The organism is Streptomyces sp. NPDC048392, assembly GCF_043200575.1.
In the GTDB taxonomy this organism is placed as follows: Bacteria; Actinomycetota; Actinomycetes; order Streptomycetales; family Streptomycetaceae; genus Streptomyces.
On the sequence record NZ_JBICYB010000001.1, the window covers coordinates 238,731 to 258,402 of the forward strand.

The window sequence follows — 19,672 nt, forward strand, 5'->3', positions numbered from 1 at the left end:
CGGAAATGGGTAAGTACAGCAACAAGAATGCCGTGATCACGGGTGGCGGCAGTGGAATGGGTTTCGCGATGGCGGAACTGCTGGTGGCCGACGGGGCCCGCGTCGTGATCACCGGCCGTTCCGCGGCCACGCTCGACACCGCGCGGGAGCGGCTCGGCGAGAACGCGGTGGCCGTCCGGGGCGACGTGGCCTCACTGTCCGACCTGGACGCCCTCGCCGGCCGGGTGAAGACCGAACTCGGCACGGTCGACGCTCTGTTCGCCAACGCCGGCGTCGCGAACCTCACGCCCTTCGGATCGACGACCGAGGAGGCGTACGACGAGCTGTTCGCGATCAACGTCAAGGGCGCCTACTTCACTGTGCAGAAGCTCGCCCCGCTTCTCAGCACGGGCGCCGGCGTCGTCCTCACCACCTCGGTCGCGAACGTCATCGGCATGGTGGACACCAGCGTCTACGCGGCGGGCAAGGCGGCGCTGCGCTCGATGGCCCGCAGTCTCTCCCGTGAGCTGCTGCCGCGCGGGATCCGGGTCAACGCGGTCAGTCCGGGCCCCGTCGACACGGGAGCCCTGGACGCGGCGATGAGCGCGCAGGAGGCCGAGCGGTTCAAGGCGGAGCGGGTCGCGGACAATCCGATGCGGCGTTTCGGCACCCCCGACGAGATCGCCCGGGCCGCCGCGTTCCTCGCCTTCGACGCCACCTACACGACCGGCGCCGAACTCGCCGTGGACGGAGGTGCCACCCAGCTCTGAGCGAACCTGTACCAGGTCTCCTGGCGCAGGAACTCGAGCAGGGCCGTCTCCGCCGGGCCCGCGCCGGGCCGGACCGCGGCGACGACGGGCTGGGACACGACCGGGGACAGCGGGCGCACGAGGTGCTCGTGCCCCGGGGGCACGGCGGAGGCCGGGACGAACGTGACCCCCAGCCCGTGAGCGGCCCAGCGCACGGCCGTCGCCGTCTGGGAGACGCGGGCGACCGTGGTCGGGGCCAGCCCGTTGTACCGCAGCACGTCCACCAGTACGCCGTCGAGCGCGCTGTTGGGGTCGAACCGCACCCACGGCTCCCGCTCCAGGTCACGCAGCGCGACCCGGTCGGCGGCGAGCTGAGGGTGCCCGGCGGCCAGCACCACGACGAACTCCTCGTCGCCGAGGTGGTGGCCGTCGTACAGGCCCTCCTCGCACGGCCCGGCCATCAGGGCGAGGTCTATCACGCCACCGCGGGCCAGCCGCTCCAGCTCGGTGGGGTTCGGCTCCTCGAAGACGGTGACCTCGAGGCGTGGGAAGCGGCGGCGCAGCGCGGCCAGGGCGCCCGGCAGCTGCCGCGTGCCCAGGCCCATCTGCACCGCGACCACCAGCTCGCCCACCAGCTCGTCGGCGCCGGCCCGGGCCGTCGCCCGCGCCCGCCGCTCCGCGCTCACCGCGACCTCCGCCTCCCGCAGGAACGCGCGGCCGGCCACGGTGGGCACGAGACCGGTCGGCGTGCGGGAGAACAGCTCCACGCCGAGGTCCCGCTCCAGGCCCCGGATCTGCTGGGACACCGAGGGCTGAGCGACGCGCAGCACCTCCGCCGCGGCCGTCACCGAGCCCTGCTCGGCAACGGCCAGGGCGTACTCGAACTGTCGGAGGCTCATCGGCTGCCGTCCCCTCGTTCCCTCGCTGCGACGGCCGCGGTCCGCGCCGCGGTCTCGCCGCCAGCGTAGGCGAGCGCGGCCTGAAGACGGGTCGGCCGGGAGGCGTCGGCCCACGTTCACCGCGCTCCACGCCGCGCCGGCCGCGGCGGACGCGTCACTGCCGGTGCCGGAGGGGGCGCCGGCCGCCCGCAGGGTGGCGGCGGGGGCGCCCGCGTAGCCGTGGACGAGGTCGTGCAGACCGCCGGTGCCCGGCCGCGGCCCGGCTCGGGAGGAGCGGGCGGCTGATCCAGGGCGGGGATGTGGCCGGTGCGGTGACGGCTACCGCGGCACCGTCTCCACCCGCACCGCGCACACCTTGAACTCCGGCATCCGCGAGGTCGGGTCCAGTGCCGGGTTGGTCAGCGTGTTGGCGCGGCCCTCGCCCGGCCAGTGGAAGGGCATGAACACGGTGTCGGGCCGTATGCCGGTGGTGACGCGGGCCGGCGCCACCGCCCGCCCCCGCCGGGACACGACCGCCAACGGGTCCCCGTCGGCCGCTCCGAGCCGCGCCGCCAGTCGCGGGTGCAGCTCCACGAAGGGGCCGGGCGCGGCGGCGTTCAGCTCGTCCACCCGCCGGGTCTGCGCGCCGGACTGGTACTGCGCCACCACCCGCCCCGTGGTCAGCAGTACCGGGTACGCGTCGTCCGGTTCCTCGGCGCTCGGCCGGTGCGAGACGGGCACGAACCTCGCCCGCCCGTCGTCGGTGGCGAACCGGTCGAGGAACAGGCGCGGGGTGCCCGGGTGGGACACGGTCTCCTCGTCCTGGGGCGCCGGGCACGGCCAGAACACCCCGTTCTCCCGCGCCAGCCGCCGGTAGTCGATCCCGGAGTAGTCCGCCGGGCCGCCCGCGCTCGCCCGGCGCAGCTCCTCGAAGACCTCCTCGGGCTCGGTCGAAAACCCCTTCTCCACGCCGAGCCGGGCGGCCAGCTCGTGCAGCACCTCCAGGTCGCTGCGGACCCCGTCCGGCGGGGTGATCGCACGCCGCCGCAGCAGCACCCTCCCCTCCAGGCTGGTCGTGGTCCCCGACTCCTCCGCCCACTGCGTCACCGGCAGGACGACGTCCGCCAGCGCCGCCGTCTCGGAGAGCACCACGTCGCACACGGCCAGGAAGTCCAGCGACCGCAGCCGCTCCTCGACGTGCGCCGCGCGGGGCGCCGACACCACCGGGTTGGAGCCCATCACCAGCAGCGCCCCGATGTCCGTGCCCAGCGCGTCCAGCAGCTCGTACGCACTGCGCCCGGGACCCGGCAGCGAGTCCGGGTCCACGCCCCACACCTGCGCCACATGCCGCCTTGCCGCCGGGTCGGTCAGCTTGCGGTAGCCGGGCAACTGGTCGGCCTTCTGGCCGTGTTCACGCCCGCCCTGCCCGTTGCCCTGCCCGGTCAGACAGCCGTACCCCGACAGCGGACGCCCCGCCCGCCCGGTCGCCAGGCACAGGTTGATCCATGCGCCCACCGTGTCCGTGCCCTTGGCCTGCTGCTCGGGCCCGCGCGCGGTCAGCACCATCGCCGCCTCGGGCGCGCAGAACAGCCGCACCGCCTCCCGCAGTTCGGGCACGGACACGCCCGTGATCCGCTCCACGTACTCCGGCCAGTGCGCCATCGCCGCCGCCCGCGCCTCCTCCCAGCCGGCCGTGCGCTCCTCGACGTACCGCTCGTCGACCCGCCCCTCGGAGACCACCAGGTGCAGCATGCCCAGCGCGAGCGCCAGGTCGGTCCCGGGCCGGGGCGCGAGATGCAGGTCGGCCTGTTCCGCGGTCTTCGTCCGCCGCGGGTCGACGACGATCAGCGTGCCGCCGTTCTCGCGCAGTTCGGTGAAGTACCGCAGGGACGGCGGCATCGTCTCCGCCGGGTTCGACCCGACGAGGATCACGCAGCCGGTCTTCGGGATGTCCTCCAGCGGGAACGGCAGCCCCCGGTCGAGACCGAACGCCCTCGTCCCGGCCGCCGCGGCCGACGACATGCAGAACCGCCCGTTGTAGTCGATCTGCGAGGTGCCCAGCACCACCCGGGCGAACTTGCCCAGCGTGTACGCCTTCTCGTTGGTCAGCCCGCCCCCGCCGAACACCCCGAGCGCGTCCGCGCCGCGCTCCGCCCGCGTGCGGGCCAGGTTCCCGGCGATCCGGTCCAGCGCCTCGTCCCAGCGGGCCGGCACCAGCGCACCGCCGCTCGACCGCACCAGCGGCGAGGTCAGCCGCGCCCCCGACGCGAGCACCGCCGGCGCCGTCCGCCCCTTGCCGCACAGCGCGCCCCGGTTCACCGGGAAGTCCGCGCGCTCGCTCACCTCGACGGTCCCGTCGGCGGCGGGCGTCAGATTCATCCCGCACTGCAGGGCGCAGTAGGGGCAGTGCGTGGGCGTGGCGGTCTTCCGCATGCCGGTGTTCTGCATGCCGCCCAGCGTGCGTCGTCCGTGTTACGCGACCGGGCGGCGCTCTGTTACACCGCCGGGACGGTGACCTCCCCGCCGCCCTCCGGCCGCGGTGAGGGACGCGTCACCCGGCGTCGGCGAACGCCCGCGCCACCCCCGGCTCCCTCGGCCCGAGGAAGTGCGGATCCGGCTCGAAGACCGCGTCCAGCACCGCCCTGCCCGCCGCGAGGATCTCCCGGGCGCCCCCGTAGTACCAGGTCACGTCGTGCTTGTCGTCGACCCCGACGCCGTACGACGTCACCCCAGCCTCCTGGCACAGCGCCACCGCCCGCCGGATGTGGAAGCCCTGGCTGATCAGCACGGCCCGGTCCACCCCGAAGATCTTCTTCGCGCGCACGCAGGAGTCCCAGGTGTCGAAACCCGCGTAGTCGCCGACGATCCGCCCGTCGGGCACCCCGTGCCGCACCAGGTAGGCCCGCATGGCGTCCGGCTCGTCGTACTCCTCGCGGCTGTTGTCCCCGCTCACGAGCACCACCTCGATCCGCCCCGCCCGGTACAGCTCGGCCGCCGCGTCCAGCCGGTGCGCGAGGTACGGCGACGGCTCCCCGTCCCACAGTCCGGCGCCGAAGACGACGGCGACCTCGGTACGGGGGACGTCGGCGGTGCCGCGCAGCCGGTCGTCCGCGACCAGGTGCGGCCACGTCGCGGGCAGCAGCGCCAGCACGCACCCGGCCATGGCCGCCTGGACCAGTCTCCGCCGCCCCCTGCGGGTGCGCGGCAGACGCGGTCGGCGAAGTCCCGGTCGGCGCATCGGACGGTCCCTCCCCTGTCGGTCCCCGTCATCAGGGACGTCCGGGCGCACCGTCCGGTTCATCCGGCACCGCTCACACGGGGCGGGCGGTGCCGCGCGGACCGACGGAAAGCCCCTGTGACACCCACGCAACGGGGAGGCAACGTCCGGCCGCCACCCTCGGTGCATGACGGCGACGACGGCGACGACGGCGACGACGGTGACGAGCGGGACGAACAGGACGGTGACGAGCGCGACGAACAAGTGGAGCACGGCGGCCGCCGGCCAGAGACCGGCCCTGGTCGTCGTCGCCCACGGCAGCCGCGACCCGCGCGCGCTGAGCACCGTGAGCGCCCTCCTCGACCGGGTCCGCGCCCTGCGCCCCGCCCTGCCGGTGCACCTCGGCCACATCGAGCTGAACGCCCCCCTGCTGCCCGACACGCTGGCAGCCCTCGGCGACGGGGAGGCCAGGGAGGCCGTACTCGTCCCCCTCCTGCTCAGCCGCGGCCACCACGTGGGACGCGACATCCCCGAGATGGCCGCCGAGTCCCCGGCCCGCACCAGCGTCGCCGCCCCGCTCGGCCCGCACCCCCTCCTCGTGGACGCCCTCCACGCCCGCCTTCTGGAGGCCGGCTGGCCCACCCACGCGGGGTCGGACCACGCCGTCGTCCTCGCCTCCGCCGGCTCCCGCGCCCCGGACTCGGCCACCGACACCGCCCGCACCGCGGCCCTCCTCGCCGCACGCCTGGGCGTCCCGGTGCTCCCGGCCTACGCCTCGGCGGCCTCCCCCACGGTCCCGGAGGCGGTACGCGTCCTGACGGCCAGGGGCCACCGCCGGGTGGCCGTCGCTTCCTGCTTCACAGCCCCGGGCCGCTTCGCGACGGAGTGCGCGGCAGCGGCGCCGTGGATCGCGTCGGCCCCGTTGGGCACCCACCCGGCGATGGCCCGGCTTCTGCTCCACCGCTACGACGAGGCAGTGAAACCGGTCACAGGCAGCGCCTCGATACGCCGGGCAGCGCCAAAATCCTTTGGTAGGGCTATCTAGCGAAGCCCTACCGGAGGCGCGGGCCCTGCCGATGTGCGGCCCGCCGCGTGGGCGCGACCAGCCACAGACGGCCCGCAGCCGCGCGACTACAGAACCCGGCAGACGCATCCGCACCCCACCTGTCACACCTTCCGCTTACTGTCATGACATGGAAGGCACCGCACCCCCCACCCCGTACGACCCCACGTCAGTGGCCCGCTACGCCCCCGAGCCGGACAAACGCCCCGGCCGCACCGCCTTCCAGCGCGACCGCGCCCGTATCCTGCACTCCTCCGCCCTGCGCCGCCTCGCCGGCAAGACGCAGGTCGTCGCGCCGGGGGAGGGCAGCTCCGTCTGGGACGCCAGCCCCCGCACCCGCCTCACGCACTCCCTGGAGTGCGCCCAGGTCGGCAGGGAACTCGGCGCCGCCCTCGGCTGCGACCCGGACCTCGTCGAGGCGGCCTGCCTCGCCCACGACCTCGGGCACCCGCCCTTCGGGCACAACGGGGAACAGGCGCTCAACGCGTTCGCCGAGGACTGCGGGGGCTTCGAGGGCAACGCCCAGTCGCTGAGGCTCCTCACCCGCATCGAGCCCAAGCGCTTCACCGAGGACGGCTCCGTCGGCCTCAACCTCACCCGCGCCACGCTCGACGCCGCGACGAAGTACCCCTGGCCGCGCGGCGGCCACCCCACCGACCCGGCCTCGTCCAAGTTCGGCGTGTACGACGACGACCGGCCCGTCTTCGACTGGCTCCGCGAGGACGCGCCCGGCACCCGCACCTGCTTCGAGGCGCAGGTCATGGACTGGGCCGACGACGTGGCGTACTCCGTGCACGACGTCGAGGACGGCCTGCACGCCGGCCACATCGACCCGGACTGCCTGCTCGCCGGCCCCGAGCGCGAGGCCGTCTTCGAGGTCGCCGTCGGCCGCTGCGTCCCGGCCGGCACCGACCACGCCGAACTCGCCGCCGCCCTCGACCGCCTCCTCGCGCAGGACTGGTGGCCGCACGGCTACGACGGCTCGGCGGTCGCCCAGGCCCGCCTGAAGGACGCCACCAGTCAGCTCATCGGCCGCTTCTGCCTCGCCGCCGAGGCCGCCACCCGGGCCGCCTGGGAGCACCGCCCGGGCCGTCCGGGCACCGGGGAAGGCGGCGGCCGGCTCACCCGGTACACCGCCGAGCTGGTCGTCCCCCGCGAGACCCGCATGGAGTGCGCCGTCCTCAAGGCGGTCGCCGTCCGCTACGTCATGCAGCGCGTCGAGCAGAAGCGGCTCCGCGCCGACCAGCGGATCGTCGTCGCCGAGCTGGCCGAGGCACTCACCGCCCGCGCCCCCGACGGCCTCGACCCGCAGTTCCGCACCCTGTTCGACGGCGCCGCCGACGACCGGGCCCGCAAACGGGTGATCGTCGACCAGATCGCCTCCCTCACCGACACCTCGGCCCGCTCGCTTCACGCCCGTCTGACGGGGCATCCATGAGACTGGCGGCGGGACGGGTGTGATCCGGCATGCCCCGGGCGCCCGCAACGCGGTACCCGGGCGCCCGCAACGCGGTACCCGGGCGCCCGCAACGCGGTACCCGGGCGCCCGAAACGCGGCATTCCGTGGCCCGATCGGGTCACTGCCCCTTCCCGCACCACGCCACGTGCGGGACGCTCGCATGTGGCGGCACCCTGACGAGGAGGCAGACAAGTGGTCGACGCGGATCAGACATTCGTCATCGTCGGAGGCGGCCTGGCGGGCGCGAAGGCGGCCGAGACACTCCGCACGGAGGGGTTCACCGGCCGGGTGATCCTCATCTGCGACGAACGCGACCACCCCTACGAGCGCCCCCCGCTGTCCAAGGGCTACCTCCTCGGCAAGGAGGAGCGCGACAGCGTCTTCGTGCACGAGCCCGCCTGGTACGCGGGGCACGACATCGAGCTGCACCTCGGCCAGACCGTCGTCGCCGTCGACCGCGCCGCCAGGACCGTCCACTACGGCGACGACGGCACCCACGTCACGTACGACAAGCTGCTCCTCGCGACCGGCGCCGAACCCCGCCGCCTCGACGTCCCCGGCACCGACCTCGCGGGCGTCCACCACCTGCGCCGCCTCGCCCACGCCGAGCGCCTCAAAGGCGTCCTCGCCTCCCTGGGCCGGGACAACGGCCACCTCGTGATCGCCGGCGCGGGCTGGATCGGCCTGGAGGTCGCGGCCGCGGCCCGCGAGTACGGCGCGGAGGTCACCGTCATCGAGCCGGGACCCACCCCGCTGCACGGCGTCCTCGGTCCCGAGCTGGGCGCCGTCTTCGCCGAGCTGCACGAGGCGCGCGGCGTCCGCTTCCGCTTCGGTGTGAGGCTGACCGAGATCGTCGGCCAGGACGGCATGGTGCTGGCCGCCCGGACCGACGACGGCGAGGAGCACCCGGCGCACGACGTGCTCGCCGCGATCGGCGCCGCCCCGCGCACCGCGCTGGCCCGGGCCGCCGGGCTGGAGATCGCCGACCGGGCCCACGGCGGCGGCATCGTCGTCGACGACCACCTGCGCACCTCGGACCCCGACGTCTACGCGGCCGGTGACGTGGCCTCCTTCCACCACGCCCTCTTCGACACCAGCCTGCGCGTGGAGCACTGGGCCAACGCCCTGGGCGGCGGCCCGGCCGCCGCCCGCGCGATGCTCGGCAGGGGCCTCGCCCACGACCGGGTGCCCTACTTCTTCACCGACCAGTACGACCTGGGCATGGAGTACTCCGGCTGGGCGCCCGCCGGGACGTACGACCAGGTGGTGATCCGCGGGGACGCGGCCAAGCGCGAGTTCATCGCCTTCTGGGTGAAGGAGGGCCGGGTGCTGGCCGGGATGAACGTCAACGTGTGGGACGTCACGGAACCCATCCAGCAGCTGATCCGCTCGAAGGCCCGCGTCGACACGGAGGCGCTGGCGAACCCGCGTGTACCGCTGGAAAGCCTCGTCGCCTAGCTGTCGTACCGTCGCCGTAGACTTCACGCGTGGCAGGACGGATCAACGACGAGGACGTGAAGGCGGTACGGGACGCGGTCCCGATCGACGCCGTCGTCTCGGAGTACCTCCAGCTGCGAGGCGCGGGCGGCGGCAACCTGAAGGGGCTGTGCCCGTTCCACGACGAGAAGTCGCCGTCCTTCCAGGTCAGCCCGAGCAAGGGGTTCTTCCACTGCTTCGGCTGCCAGGAGGGCGGCGACACCATCACGTTCGTGATGAAGATCGACCACCTCACCTTCTCCGAGGCGGTCGAGCGCCTGGCCGGCCAGGCCGGCATCACCCTGCGCTACGAGGAGGGCGGGTACAACCCCGCCCACCAGCGCGGCGAGCGCATCCGCCTGGTCGAGGCCCACAAGATCGCCGCGCAGTGGTACGCGGAGCAGCTGGCGACCGGCTCCGAGGCGGACACCGGCCGCGCCTTCCTCGCCGACCGAGGTTTCGACCAGGCCGCCGCCCAGCACTTCGGCGTCGGCTACAGCCCCCAGGGCTGGGACCACCTCACCCGCTTCCTGCGCGGCAAGGGCTTCAGCGACAAGGAGCTGGTCCTCTCCGGCCTCGCCCAGGAGGGCCGCCGCGGCCCCATCGACCGCTTCCGGGGCCGGCTGATGTGGCCCATCCGCGACATCGGCGGCGACGTCGTCGGCTTCGGCGCCCGCAAGCTCTACGAGTCGGACAACGGCCCCAAGTACCTGAACACCCCCGACACGGCGATCTACCGGAAGTCCCAGGTCCTCTACGGCATCGACCTCGCGAAGAAGGACATCGCGAAGGCGTCCCGCGCCGTGGTCGTCGAGGGCTACACGGACGTCATGGCCTGTCACCTCGCCGGAGTGACCACCGCCATCGCCACCTGCGGCACGGCCTTCGGCGGGGACCACATCAAGATCCTCCGCCGGCTCCTCATGGACAACGGCTCGGCCCGCGTGATCTTCACCTTCGACGGCGACGCGGCCGGCCAGAAGGCGGCCCTGCGCGCCTTCGAGGACGACCAGAAGTTCGCCGCCGAGACCTACATCGCCATCGCCCCCGACGGCATGGACCCCTGCGACCTGCGCCTGGCCAAGGGCGACGACGCGGTCGCCGACCTGGTCGAGCCGCGCACCCCGCTGTTCGAGTTCGCCCTCCGCCAGACCGTCTCCCGCTACGACCTGGACACCCCGGCCGGCCGCGCGGCGGCGCTGGACGAGGCCGCCCCGGTCGTCGCCCGGATCAAGAACAGCGGCGCCCAGCACGAGGTGGCCGTGCAGCTCGCCGGCATGCTCGGCATCCTCGACACCCAGTTCGTGGTCCGGCGGATCTCCCAGCTGGCCCGGTGGTCCCGTGACCGCGGCGGCAAGGGCCCGGCCGCCCCCGAAGGCCGGTCGCGCGGCGGCCCGCAGCAGCACACCGCCCCCGTCCAGGCGTCCCCCCGCGGCCCTGCCCTCAACCTGCGCAACCCGGTCTTCGCCACCGAACGCGAACTCCTCAAGCTCGCCCTCCAGCGTCCCGAGCTGGTCTCCCCGGCCTTCGACGCGTACGGCGTCGACGAGTTCACCGCCCCGCCCTACGCCGCCGTACGCGAGGCGATCACGGAGGCGGGCGGCGCCGAGTCCGGCGTCCAGGACCCGCAGGGCTACCTGGTCCGGGTCCGCGAGGCCGCCCCCGACGACGCCGTCCGCGCCATGGTCACCGAGCTCGCGGTCGAGGCGATCATGCTGCACCGCGGCGTGAAGGACGTCGACGAGGTCTACGCGGGCGCCCAGCTGGTCACCGTCCGCCGCCGGGCCGTCGAGCGCCGCATCCGCGACATCACCGGCCGCCTCACCCGCCTCTCCGGCCACGGCGACCCCGCCGAACTGGCCGCCGTACAGAACGAGCTGTGGGTCCTCCAGCAGTACGACCAGAACCTGCGCGTGCACGGCGCCGCCGCCCTGTAGACCCGGCCCCGGGTAACCGCGCGGTCACGGACCGGACGCAAAAAGTCACCGCACGCCCCTCGTGGCGGCGATGTGTCGTACCCCACACTGGGGGCGGTTACTGAGTCCTCGGAGCGCGGCCGATCCGTCCCGGCGGGTCGCCGGACCCCGCGGCCGCGTTCCACGCGTGCGGGACGGACAGCGGCGAGCGAGCCGACTCCGCCCCCGAAGTACCGCCGCCGGCCCCCGCCGGCCGCGTCCATCCTGGAGGTCGCCCCCGTGCAGACCCAGACCCTCACCCAGACCGGCACCGGTACCGGCGGCGCGGAGCCGGACGCGGAGCGCGGTGTCCTCGTCGCGATGCCCGCGCAGCCCGGTGCCGGGCCGGCCGAGCACCACCCCGGCGACCCCGCGGACGTACCCGGGCCCGCCGAGCCGCCGCCGCCCACCCGCACGGAGTCCGGCGGACCCTCCTCCGACCTGTTCCGGCAGTACCTGCGCGAGATCGGCCGGATCCCGCTGCTCACCGCGGCCGAGGAGGTCGACCTCGCCCGGCGTGTGGAGGCCGGGCTGTTCGCCGAGGAGAAGCTGCGGCGCACCCCCGACCTGGACAGCCGCCTCGCCTCGGACCTGGACCGGATCGTCGTCCTGGGGCGGGTCGCCAAGCGCCGTCTGATCGAGGCGAACCTGCGGCTCGTGGTGTCCGTGGCCAAGCGGTACGTCGGGCGCGGCCTGACCATGCTCGACCTGGTCCAGGAGGGAAACCTGGGGCTGATCCGGGCCGTCGAGAAGTTCGACTACGCCCGGGGCTACAAGTTCTCCACCTACGCCACCTGGTGGATCCGCCAGGCCATGTCCCGCGCCCTGGCGGACCAGGCCCGCACCATCCGCGTCCCCGTCCACGTCGTGGAGCTGATCAACCGGGTCGTCCGCGTCCAGCGCCGCATGCTCCAGGAACGCGGCTACGAGCCGACCCCGCAGGAGGTCGCCGCCCACCTGGACCTGCCCGCCGAGCGCGTCGGCGAGGTGCTGCGCCTCGCCCAGGAACCGGTCTCGCTGCACGCGCCGGTCGGCGAGGAGGACGACGTCGCCCTCGGTGACCTGATCGAGGACGGCGACGCCGCCAGCCCCGTCGAGTCGGCCGCGTTCCTGCTGCTGCGCCAGCACCTGGAGGCGGTGCTCTCCACCCTCGGCGAACGCGAACGCAAGGTCGTCCAGCTCCGCTACGGCCTGGTCGACGGCCGTCCCCGCACGCTGGAGGAGATAGGCCGCCTCTTCGGCGTGACCCGGGAACGCATCCGCCAGATCGAGTCCAAGACCCTCGGCAAACTCCGCGACCACGCCTACGCGGACCAGCTGCGGGGCTACCTGGACTGAGCCGGGGCGCCGCCCCCGCGGCGGCGGCGCCCCGGCGCCGGCCCCCCCCTCAGTCCACCTCGGCCACAGCCTGCGCGAACTGCGCCTTGTACAGCCGCGCATAGGCCCCGTCCGCGGCCAGCAGCTCCGCGTGCGCCCCCTGCTCCACGATCGCCCCGTCCTCCATCACCAGAATCGTGTCCGCGTCCCGGATCGTCGACAGCCGGTGCGCGATCACGAACGACGTCCGCCCGTGCGCGAGCTTGGCCATCGCCTTCTGGATCAGTACCTCAGTCCGGGTGTCCACGGACGACGTCGCCTCGTCGAGCACCAGGATCACCGGGTCGGACAGGAAGGCCCGCGCGATGGTGACGAGCTGCTTCTCACCCGCGCTCACCCCCGTGCCCTCGTCGTCGATCACCGTGTCGTAGCCGTCGGGCAGCGTCCGTACGAACCGGTCGGCGTGCGCGGCCCGCGCGGCCTCCTCGATCTCCCCGCGGGTGACCTCCCGCGACGCCCCGTACGCGATGTTCTCCGCGAGGGTGCCGCCGAACAGCCAGGTGTCCTGGAGCACCATGCCGATACCGGCCCGCAGCTCGTCCCGGGACATCTTCGCTATGTCGACGCCGTCCAGGGTGATCCGCCCGCCGGAGACCTCGTAGAACCGCATCAGCAGGTTGACCAGCGTCGTCTTGCCGGCACCGGTCGGGCCGACGATGGCGACCGTGTGGCCCGGCTCCACCTTCAGCGACAGGTCCTCGATCAGCGGCTTGTCCGCCTCGTAACGGAAGGAGACGTGCTCCAGCTCAACCCGCCCGCGCAGGTCCTCCGGCCGGGCGCCCGGGATCGGGTCCGTCGACTGCTCCTCGGCGTCGAGGAGTTCGAAGATCCGCTCCGCCGACGCCACGCCCGACTGCACCAGGTTCGCCATCGACGCGACCTGCGTCAGCGGCATCGAGAACTGCCGGGAGTACTGGATGAAGGCCTGCACGTCGCCGATGGACAGCGTGCCCGAGGCGACCCGCAGGCCGCCCACCACCGCGACCAGCACGTAGTTGAGGTTGGACACGAACATCATCAGCGGCTGCATGATCCCGCTGTTGAACTGGGCCTTGAACCCGGCCTCGTACAGCGCGTCGTTCTGCTCGGCGAACTGCTTCGCCGACTCCTCCTGCCGCCCGAACACCTTCACCAGCGCGTGCCCGGTGTACATCTCCTCGATGTGCGCGTTCAGCTGCCCGGTCGAGCGCCACTGCTGCACGAACTGCGGCTGCGACCGCTTGCCCACCCGCGTGGCCACCACGAACGACAGCGGCACGGTCACCAGCGCGACCAGCGCCAGGATCCAGGAGACGTAGAACATCATCGCCAGTACGCCGATGATGGTGAGCAGCGAGTTGATCAGCTGGCCCATCGACTGCTGGAGCGTCTGCTGGATGTTGTCGATGTCGTTGGTGGCGCGGCTCAGCACCTCACCGCGCCGGCGCTCGTCGAAGTACGACAGCGGCAGCCGCGACAGCTTCGTCTGCACGTCCTCGCGCAGCCGGAACATCGTGCGGTTGACCGCCCGGTTCACCAGCCGCGTGGCCACCGCCATCAGCAGTCCGGCCACCGCGAACGTCGCCAGCGCCAGCAGCAGCACCTCGCCCACCGCACCGAAGTCGATGCCCTGGCCCGGTGTGAAGTCGGTGCTGCGGAGCATGTCGGCGACGTTGCCGTCACCGCGCTCCCGCATGGAGTCCAGGACCTGTTCCTTCGTGGCCCCGGACGGCATGTCCCGACCGACGATGCCCGCGAAGACCAGGTCGGTGGCCCGGCCGAGGATCTTCGGCCCGACCACGCTGAGGCCGACGCTGACGACCACGCACGCCAGCAGCGTGAACAGCGTCGTCCGCTCCGGCCGGAACTGGGCGACCAGCCGTCTGCTCGACCCCTTGAAGTCCATCGATCGCTGGTCGGGGCCTCCCCCGGCCATCATGCGACCCCCAGGCCCTGCCATCAGGCAGCCTCCGCTTCCGTCAGCTGGGAGAGCACGATCTCCCGGTAGGTCTCGTTGTCCGCCATCAGCTCGTGGTGCCGGCCCACGCCGACCACCCGCCCCTCGTCCAGCACGACGATCCGGTCCGCGTCCCGGATGGTCGCCACCCGCTGCGCCACGATCACCACGGTCGCCTCGGCCGTCACCCGGCCCAGCTCGGCCCGCAGCGCCGCGTCGGTGGCGTAGTCGAGGGCGGAGAAGGAGTCGTCGAAGAGGTAGATCTCCGGGCGCTGGACCAGCGTCCGGGCGATGGCGATCCGTTGACGCTGGCCGCCCGACACGTTGGTGCCGCCCTGCGAGATCGGCGCGTCCAGCCCGCCCTCCAGCTCGGAGACGAACCCCTTGGCCTGCGCCACCTCCAGCGCGTGCCACAGCTCCTCGTCGGTGGCGTCCGGATTGCCGTAGCGCAGGTTGGTCGCGACGGTGCCCGCGAAGAGGTACGGCTTCTGCGGCACCAGGCTCACGACCTTGGCCAGCGTCTTCGGGTCGACGGTCCGCACGTCCACCCCGTCGACCAGCACCTGGCCGTCGGTGGCGTCGAAGAGGCGGGGGACCAGCCCGAGCAGGGTGGACTTGCCGCTGCCGGTCGAGCCGATGACGGCGGTCGTCTCGCCCGGCCTGGCGACCAGCTCGATGTTCCTGAGCACCGGCTCCTCGGCGCCCGGGTAGCTAAAGCCCGCCCCCCGCATCTCCAGGTGCCCGTGCCGGCGCAGTCGCGTGACCGGCGCCAGCGGCGGCACCACGCTGCTCTCGGTCTCCAGGACCTCCTGGATGCGCTCGGCGCACACCTCGGCGCGCGGCACCATCATGAACATGAAGGTGGCCATCATCACGGACATGACGATCTGCATGAGGTAGGCCAGGAACGCGGTCAGGTCGCCGATCTGCATCCCGCCGTCGGCGATCCGGTGGGCGCCGAACCAGACCACCGCGATCGACGACAGGTTCACCACCGTCATGACCACCGGGAACATCAGCGCGAGCAGGTTGCCGGTGCCCAGCGCCACCTCGGTGAGATCGGCGTTGGCCTTCCGGAAGCGCTGCTGCTCGTACTCGTCCCGCACGAAGGCGCGGATGACGCGGTTGCCGGTGATCTGCTCGCGCAGCACCCGGTTCACCGTGTCCAGACGCACCTGCATGGCCCGGAACAGCGGGCGCAGCCTCCGCACGATCAGCGTGACGCAGATCGCCAGCACCGGCACGACCCCGACCAGCACCCCGGAAAGCGGCACATCCAGGCCGAGCGCCATCACGATGCCGCCGACGCACATGATCGGCGCCGACACCATCAGCGTGAACGACATCAGGGCCAGCATCTGGACCTGCTGCACGTCGTTCGTCGTCCGTGTGATCAGCGAGGGCGCGCCGAAGCCGCCGACCTCGCGGGCCGAGAAGGACTGGACCCGGTCGAAGACGGCACCCCGCAGGTCCCGGCCGAGGGCGGCCGCGGTGCGCGCGCCGTAGTAGACGGCACCGATGTTGCACACCACCTGGGCGAGCGAGATGCCGATCATCAGGGCGCCGTAGCTCAGGATGTAGCCCGAGTCACCCTTCACCACGCCTTCGTCGATGATGTGGGCGTTCAGGGTCGGCAGGTAGAGGGAGGCGCAGGTCTGCAGGAACTGCAGTGCCACCAGCAGGGCGATGGGCTTCTTGTAGGGCCTGAGACAGGTCCGCAGCAGTCGTATGAGCACGCTCGGTCTCTCGGAGTCGGCGAAAGGAGCGGGGTTGGTTGCCCCTGGCCCCTATCGTCGGACACTCCACCAGCGTTACCTCAACCGATTAACCCAAGAGCGCGGCAAATTCCGGCCGTACGAGCGGCACCCGGCCCGCACGGCCCCGCACGTCACACGCGCAGCGCGCCGGGGTGCGTCTGCTCCCGCACCGACACGAACTGCTGGCGCACGGCCTGCCCCACCGCCAGTTCCTCGCCCGGCTCCAGCACCTGCGCCACCGCGCCCTGCCAGACCGGGGGAGTGCGCGGGTCAAGCGTGCCCCGGGAGGCGCCCAGCGCCCAGGCCGCCTGCCGGGCCGAGCCCAACGCCGCGTAGTCCGCGGGCTGCGGTACGACGACCTGCGTCCCGAACAGCGCGGGCGCCGCCGCCTGCACCGCCGGCAGCTCGGCCGCCGCGCCCAGCAGGAACACCCGCCGCACGTCCACGCCCCGGCCGCGCAGTACGTCGAGGGCGTCGGCCAGACCGCACAGCATGCCCTCGAACGCGGCCCGCGCCATGTGCTCCGGCTTCATCGACTCGCGCCTGAGTCCGGACAGCGTGCCGGCGGTGTGCGGCAGGTTCGGCGTCCGCTCGCCCTCCAGGTAGGGCAGCAGCACCAGCCCGTGCGCGCCGGGTGTCGACTTCGTCGCCAGCTCGGACAGGCTCTCCAGGTCCGGCACGCCGAGGAGTTCGGCGGCGCCGCGCAGAGCCCGTACGGCGTTCAGGGTGGTGACGACCGGCAGGTGCATGCCGGTGGCGTCCGCCAGGGCGGTGATCATCCCGGACTGGTCGACGAGCGGCTCGGTGTGCACGGCCATCACGGACCCGGAGGCGCCCAGCGACACCACCGCGTCGCCCAGTCCGATCCCGAGCCCGAAGGCGGCGGCCTGGGTCTCGCCGGTCCCGGCGGAGATCAGCAGCCCCTCCGGCGTCGTACCGGCCGCCTCGGCCGGGCCGATCACCTCGGGCAGTACCACCTGATGACCGAGGGCCAGCTCGACCAGATCCGGCCGGTAGGCACCGGTCGCCGCCGACCAGTAGCCGGTGCCGGACGCCCCGCCCCGGTCGGTGGTCCGCCGGACCGGCCGCCCGAGCAACTGCCACACCAGCCAGTCGTGGGCCTGGAGCAGTACGGCGGTCCGCGCGGCGGCCTCCGGTTCGGTCCGCGCCAGCCAGCGCAGCTTGGTCACGGGCTGTGCGGTCTGCGGCACCGAGCCCACGGCCTGCGCCCACGCCTCACGCCCGCCGAAGGCGTCGATCAGGTCGGCCGCCGCCACCTGGGAGCGCTTGTCGCCGCCGACCATGGCGGGGCGCACGGTGTTGCCCTGGGCGTCCAGCGGCACGACCGAGTTGGTCTGCGCCGACACGCCGATGGCCTGCACGCCTTCGAGCAGCCCGCCGCCGGCCGCCTCCCCGAGGGACAGCAGCCAGGCCTGCGGATCGACGTCAGTGGGCCGGCCCCCGCCCTCGGGGCTCTCCAGCGGGTGCGGCGCATAGCCCTGGCGCAGCACGGCACCCGTGTCCGCATCACAGACCACGATACGAGTGAAATCGGGCGAACTGTCCAACCCGGCGACTATCCCCATGCCCGAAATTCTGCCGCACCGGATGCGGTGTCCGTACCCGGCGGGGGCACAGGGCCCGGCAGAGGAGCGGGCACAGGGACGGGGCCTCAGGTGTTGCTGGTGCCCCAGTCGTCGGGACCACTGCCGTTGGTGCCGCGTTCCCGCAGGGAGCGGACCCGGTGGGCCACCGAGTCGGGCACCCGGTCGCCGACCTTGTCACTCACCACGTGGTACGCCTTGTCGGCGAAGTGCCGGCCCTGCTGGGCCGCCGACTCCGCCGTGTTGCGTACGGCCGGGTTCTGCGCGACCTGCCGCGCGGACCTCCGCAACTGCTCGTAGCGGTCGCGCCCGGCCTTGGTCCCGAGCACGTAACCCACCGCTAGCCCTACGACGAACGTGAGCCGGTAACGCATGGCGGCCATCCTTCCCTTCACTGGCTCCGGGGTGCTGGAGAGTACCGATTGGCGGAGCACCCCCCTGCTTGCGCTAATGTATGTGTCGCAGCGAGCGCGCGCCCCCTGGCGAATACCCAGGCAGACGCGTTCGATGCGATCGAGACCTTCCTCGGTAGCTCAATTGGCAGAGCAGCCGGCTGTTAACCGGCAGGTTACTGGTTCGAGTCCAGTCCGGGGAGCTCGATCCTCCGTAGCTCAATTGGCAGAGCAGCCGGCTGTTAACCGGCAGGTTACTGGTTCGAGTCCAGTCGGGGGAGCGCGGTGAACGAGGACCCTTCGGGGTCCTTTTTCATGTGCCCACACGACCCGGGAACCACGCGGCACGCTGCGGAGTCCTCAAGGTCATGGAGGCAGCCGTGGAAGCCGACCATCCGAGGCAGGAGATCGTATGAGCGGCTATGCTGCGGCAGACGGCGCGCACACCTGTACGCGACACGCCGCTATGGGGCGGTAGCTCAGCCGGTTAGAGCAGCGGACTCATAATCCGTCGGCCGTGGGTTCGAGTCCCACCCGCCCCACTCATGCGCCCTGCCGCAGGAACGTTCTCACCTGGACCGGGGCATGAAACCTCGTCGGGCCGGGCACCCTCCGCTCGTCACAGAGATCGCTAGCCGGCCCGCTGCTGGCCCGAGAGATAAACGATCAAGACGTGAAGCGGCCCCGTACGGCGACGGGGACGTCGATCCGGGGCCGCGGTCGGGAGTTCGCCTCAGGCGCGCGCCCGGACGATGAGGGTGCCGATCGTCCGGTTGCCGGGTGGCGCGGCCAGGACCGTTGCGTCGACGTCGGTGAAGCCGTGCTCCTTCAGCAGCCGCTCCCATGCATCGGGCTCGTAGTCCCACCGCTTCACAACGAGCGGGTCTTCGTCAGCGCCGCGCGGGATGTACGAGGCCTGGCAGCCGTAGCAGCCCTCCACCGGCGGCCGCTGGGAGAAGACCAGCCTGCCACCCGGGCGCAGCCGCTCGCGGATCGCGGGCAGCAGCACCGCGGGGTCGGTGAACCAGACGGCGCCGTACACCGTGTGGTCGATGGTGATGCGGCGGGCGAGCCGCTCGGTCACCTCAGGGCCGACGAGGGCGGCCGGGTCGGTGGTGCCCACGGGACGCTCTAACGCGATGGTCACGTCTTCCTCCTGTTGTGGACGTCACCTCCGGGCGGAGGCGTCTGGCCCGCCCGCTGGTAGAGGGCGGGAGTCTGGGTGAGGCGCGAGGGCCCGCAGCCCGACAGGGGTGGGCAGGCGAATACCTCGGCGCTGAGGTCGTGGACGCCGGAGCGGCCCTCGGCTCGGCCGATGGACACGCCGCCTGTCGTGGCGAGGGAGGCGCCGCACAGGACGCAGGCCCAACCGGCGTACTGCGCCCACGGCAAGGCGGTGGCGGCGGGCAGGTCGGTCATCACCGTCGGCCTCCCAACTGCCCCCACAGCCCCGCTCGTCCGTGGTGAGCCCGGCCCAACTGCACAGGCCGGCCAGGATCGACCAGCCGGGCCCGTGGCTGTTGATGAGGGGGAGCGGGCCGGGACCCTCCGCGGTGATGCGGATGCGGGCGCCCGCCGTGGAGAGCGTCATCTCAACGACGGGGGCGCCGGAGCCGAGGACGGCGACGAACAGTTCGTCGGCGATGAGCGGGGCGTCCGGGTGCTCGACGCGGCCACGGGTCCAGAGGCGGACGTGGGGCGCCTCGATCGGCTCCCCTTTGAATGCCTTCTGCCGCGTGTGACCCGATTCGGGCATGGCTGTACCCCGCAGACGGTGGTTATCTGCGTACGGATAGTACTTATCTGTACTCGGATTGTCGCCGAGTTGGC

At 72.8% G+C, this 19,672-nt stretch carries 14 protein-coding genes, 3 tRNA genes and 1 pseudogene; 9 read left to right on the forward strand and 9 right to left on the reverse strand.

Features of this window, described 5'->3' with window-relative positions:
* Nucleotides 1-5: 5 nt before the first annotated feature.
* On the forward strand, nt 6-749 hold the full coding sequence (locus ACGFYH_RS00960; protein ID WP_393800991.1) for an SDR family oxidoreductase: 744 nt from the start codon (nt 6-8) through the stop codon (nt 747-749).
* Here ACGFYH_RS00960 and ACGFYH_RS00965 read toward each other — a convergent pair.
* From ACGFYH_RS00965 to ACGFYH_RS00975, 3 genes are all read right to left on the reverse strand, one after another.
* The gene (locus ACGFYH_RS00965) at nt 698-1,627 is read right to left on the reverse strand and encodes a LysR family transcriptional regulator (RefSeq protein WP_393800992.1); all 930 of its coding nucleotides are present in this window, start codon (nt 1,625-1,627) and stop codon (nt 698-700) included. The two genes, ACGFYH_RS00960 and ACGFYH_RS00965, sit on opposite strands and share 52 nt — an antisense overlap.
* Nucleotides 1,628-1,945: 318 nt before the next feature.
* Nucleotides 1,946-4,039, reverse strand: coding sequence for a molybdopterin oxidoreductase family protein (locus tag ACGFYH_RS00970; RefSeq protein ID WP_393801503.1), 2,094 nt, complete (start codon nt 4,037-4,039; stop codon nt 1,946-1,948).
* Nucleotides 4,040-4,157: 118 nt separating this feature from the next.
* On the reverse strand, nt 4,158-4,844 hold the full coding sequence (locus ACGFYH_RS00975; protein ID WP_393800993.1) for a vancomycin high temperature exclusion protein: 687 nt from the start codon (nt 4,842-4,844) through the stop codon (nt 4,158-4,160).
* A 166-nt stretch (nt 4,845-5,010) separates the two neighbouring features.
* On the opposite strand from ACGFYH_RS00975, the gene ACGFYH_RS00980 reads away from it, so the two are divergent.
* From ACGFYH_RS00980 to ACGFYH_RS01000, 5 genes and pseudogenes are all read left to right on the forward strand, one after another.
* On the forward strand, nt 5,011-5,868 hold the full coding sequence (locus ACGFYH_RS00980; RefSeq protein WP_393800994.1) for a sirohydrochlorin chelatase: 858 nt from the start codon (nt 5,011-5,013) through the stop codon (nt 5,866-5,868).
* Nucleotides 5,869-6,016: 148 nt separating this feature from the next.
* Complete coding sequence (locus tag ACGFYH_RS00985) at nt 6,017-7,324, forward strand: deoxyguanosinetriphosphate triphosphohydrolase (RefSeq protein WP_393800995.1); 1,308 nt, start codon at nt 6,017-6,019, stop codon at nt 7,322-7,324.
* A gap of 213 nt (nt 7,325-7,537) precedes the next feature.
* The gene (locus ACGFYH_RS00990; RefSeq protein ID WP_393800996.1) at nt 7,538-8,803 is read left to right on the forward strand and encodes an NAD(P)/FAD-dependent oxidoreductase; all 1,266 of its coding nucleotides are present in this window, start codon (nt 7,538-7,540) and stop codon (nt 8,801-8,803) included.
* A 29-nt stretch (nt 8,804-8,832) separates the two neighbouring features.
* Nucleotides 8,833-10,758 carry a DNA primase gene (gene dnaG, locus ACGFYH_RS00995; protein ID WP_393800997.1) on the forward strand — a complete coding sequence of 642 codons (1,926 nt, stop codon included), beginning with the start codon at nt 8,833-8,835 and terminating at the stop codon, nt 10,756-10,758.
* 166 nt (nt 10,759-10,924) lie between these two features.
* Nucleotides 10,925-12,114, forward strand: a pseudogene (locus tag ACGFYH_RS01000) (RNA polymerase sigma factor).
* Between the two features lie 49 nt (nt 12,115-12,163).
* Here the strand turns inward: ACGFYH_RS01000 and ACGFYH_RS01005 are convergent.
* From ACGFYH_RS01005 to ACGFYH_RS01020, 4 genes are all read right to left on the reverse strand, one after another.
* Nucleotides 12,164-14,092 (reverse strand): ABC transporter ATP-binding protein, encoded by a 1,929-nt coding sequence (locus ACGFYH_RS01005; protein ID WP_393800998.1) that lies wholly within the window; start codon nt 14,090-14,092, stop codon nt 12,164-12,166.
* Nucleotides 14,092-15,825, reverse strand: a complete 1,734-nt coding sequence (locus tag ACGFYH_RS01010; protein ID WP_393800999.1) for an ABC transporter ATP-binding protein — start codon at nt 15,823-15,825, stop codon at nt 14,092-14,094. The genes ACGFYH_RS01005 and ACGFYH_RS01010 overlap by 1 nt, the downstream gene beginning before the upstream one ends.
* Before the next feature lie 152 nt (nt 15,826-15,977).
* Complete coding sequence (locus ACGFYH_RS01015) at nt 15,978-17,432, reverse strand: FGGY-family carbohydrate kinase (RefSeq protein ID WP_393801000.1); 1,455 nt, start codon at nt 17,430-17,432, stop codon at nt 15,978-15,980.
* A gap of 86 nt (nt 17,433-17,518) precedes the next feature.
* On the reverse strand, nt 17,519-17,824 hold the full coding sequence (locus ACGFYH_RS01020) for a YtxH domain-containing protein (RefSeq protein WP_393801001.1): 306 nt from the start codon (nt 17,822-17,824) through the stop codon (nt 17,519-17,521).
* A 148-nt stretch (nt 17,825-17,972) separates the two neighbouring features.
* Here ACGFYH_RS01020 and ACGFYH_RS01025 point away from each other — a divergent pair.
* The 3 genes from ACGFYH_RS01025 to ACGFYH_RS01035 all read left to right on the forward strand — a co-directional run bounded on the left by ACGFYH_RS01025 (nt 17,973) and on the right by ACGFYH_RS01035 (nt 18,384).
* A tRNA-Asn gene (locus ACGFYH_RS01025) sits at nt 17,973-18,045 on the forward strand.
* A 5-nt stretch (nt 18,046-18,050) separates the two neighbouring features.
* Nucleotides 18,051-18,123, forward strand: a tRNA-Asn gene (locus ACGFYH_RS01030).
* A 187-nt stretch (nt 18,124-18,310) separates the two neighbouring features.
* Nucleotides 18,311-18,384 (forward strand) — tRNA-Ile (locus tag ACGFYH_RS01035).
* 191 nt (nt 18,385-18,575) lie between these two features.
* On the opposite strand, the gene ACGFYH_RS01040 is transcribed toward ACGFYH_RS01035, so the two are convergent.
* Together ACGFYH_RS01040 and ACGFYH_RS01045 are read right to left on the reverse strand one after the other, a co-directional pair.
* Entirely contained in the window at nt 18,576-18,989 is a 414-nt protein-coding gene (locus ACGFYH_RS01040) for a hypothetical protein (RefSeq protein ID WP_393801002.1), read from the reverse strand.
* Complete coding sequence (locus ACGFYH_RS01045) at nt 18,986-19,261, reverse strand: hypothetical protein (protein WP_393801003.1); 276 nt, start codon at nt 19,259-19,261, stop codon at nt 18,986-18,988. Before ACGFYH_RS01045 ends, ACGFYH_RS01040 begins: the two co-directional genes overlap by 4 nt.
* Between the last annotated feature and the right edge of the window lie 411 nt (nt 19,262-19,672).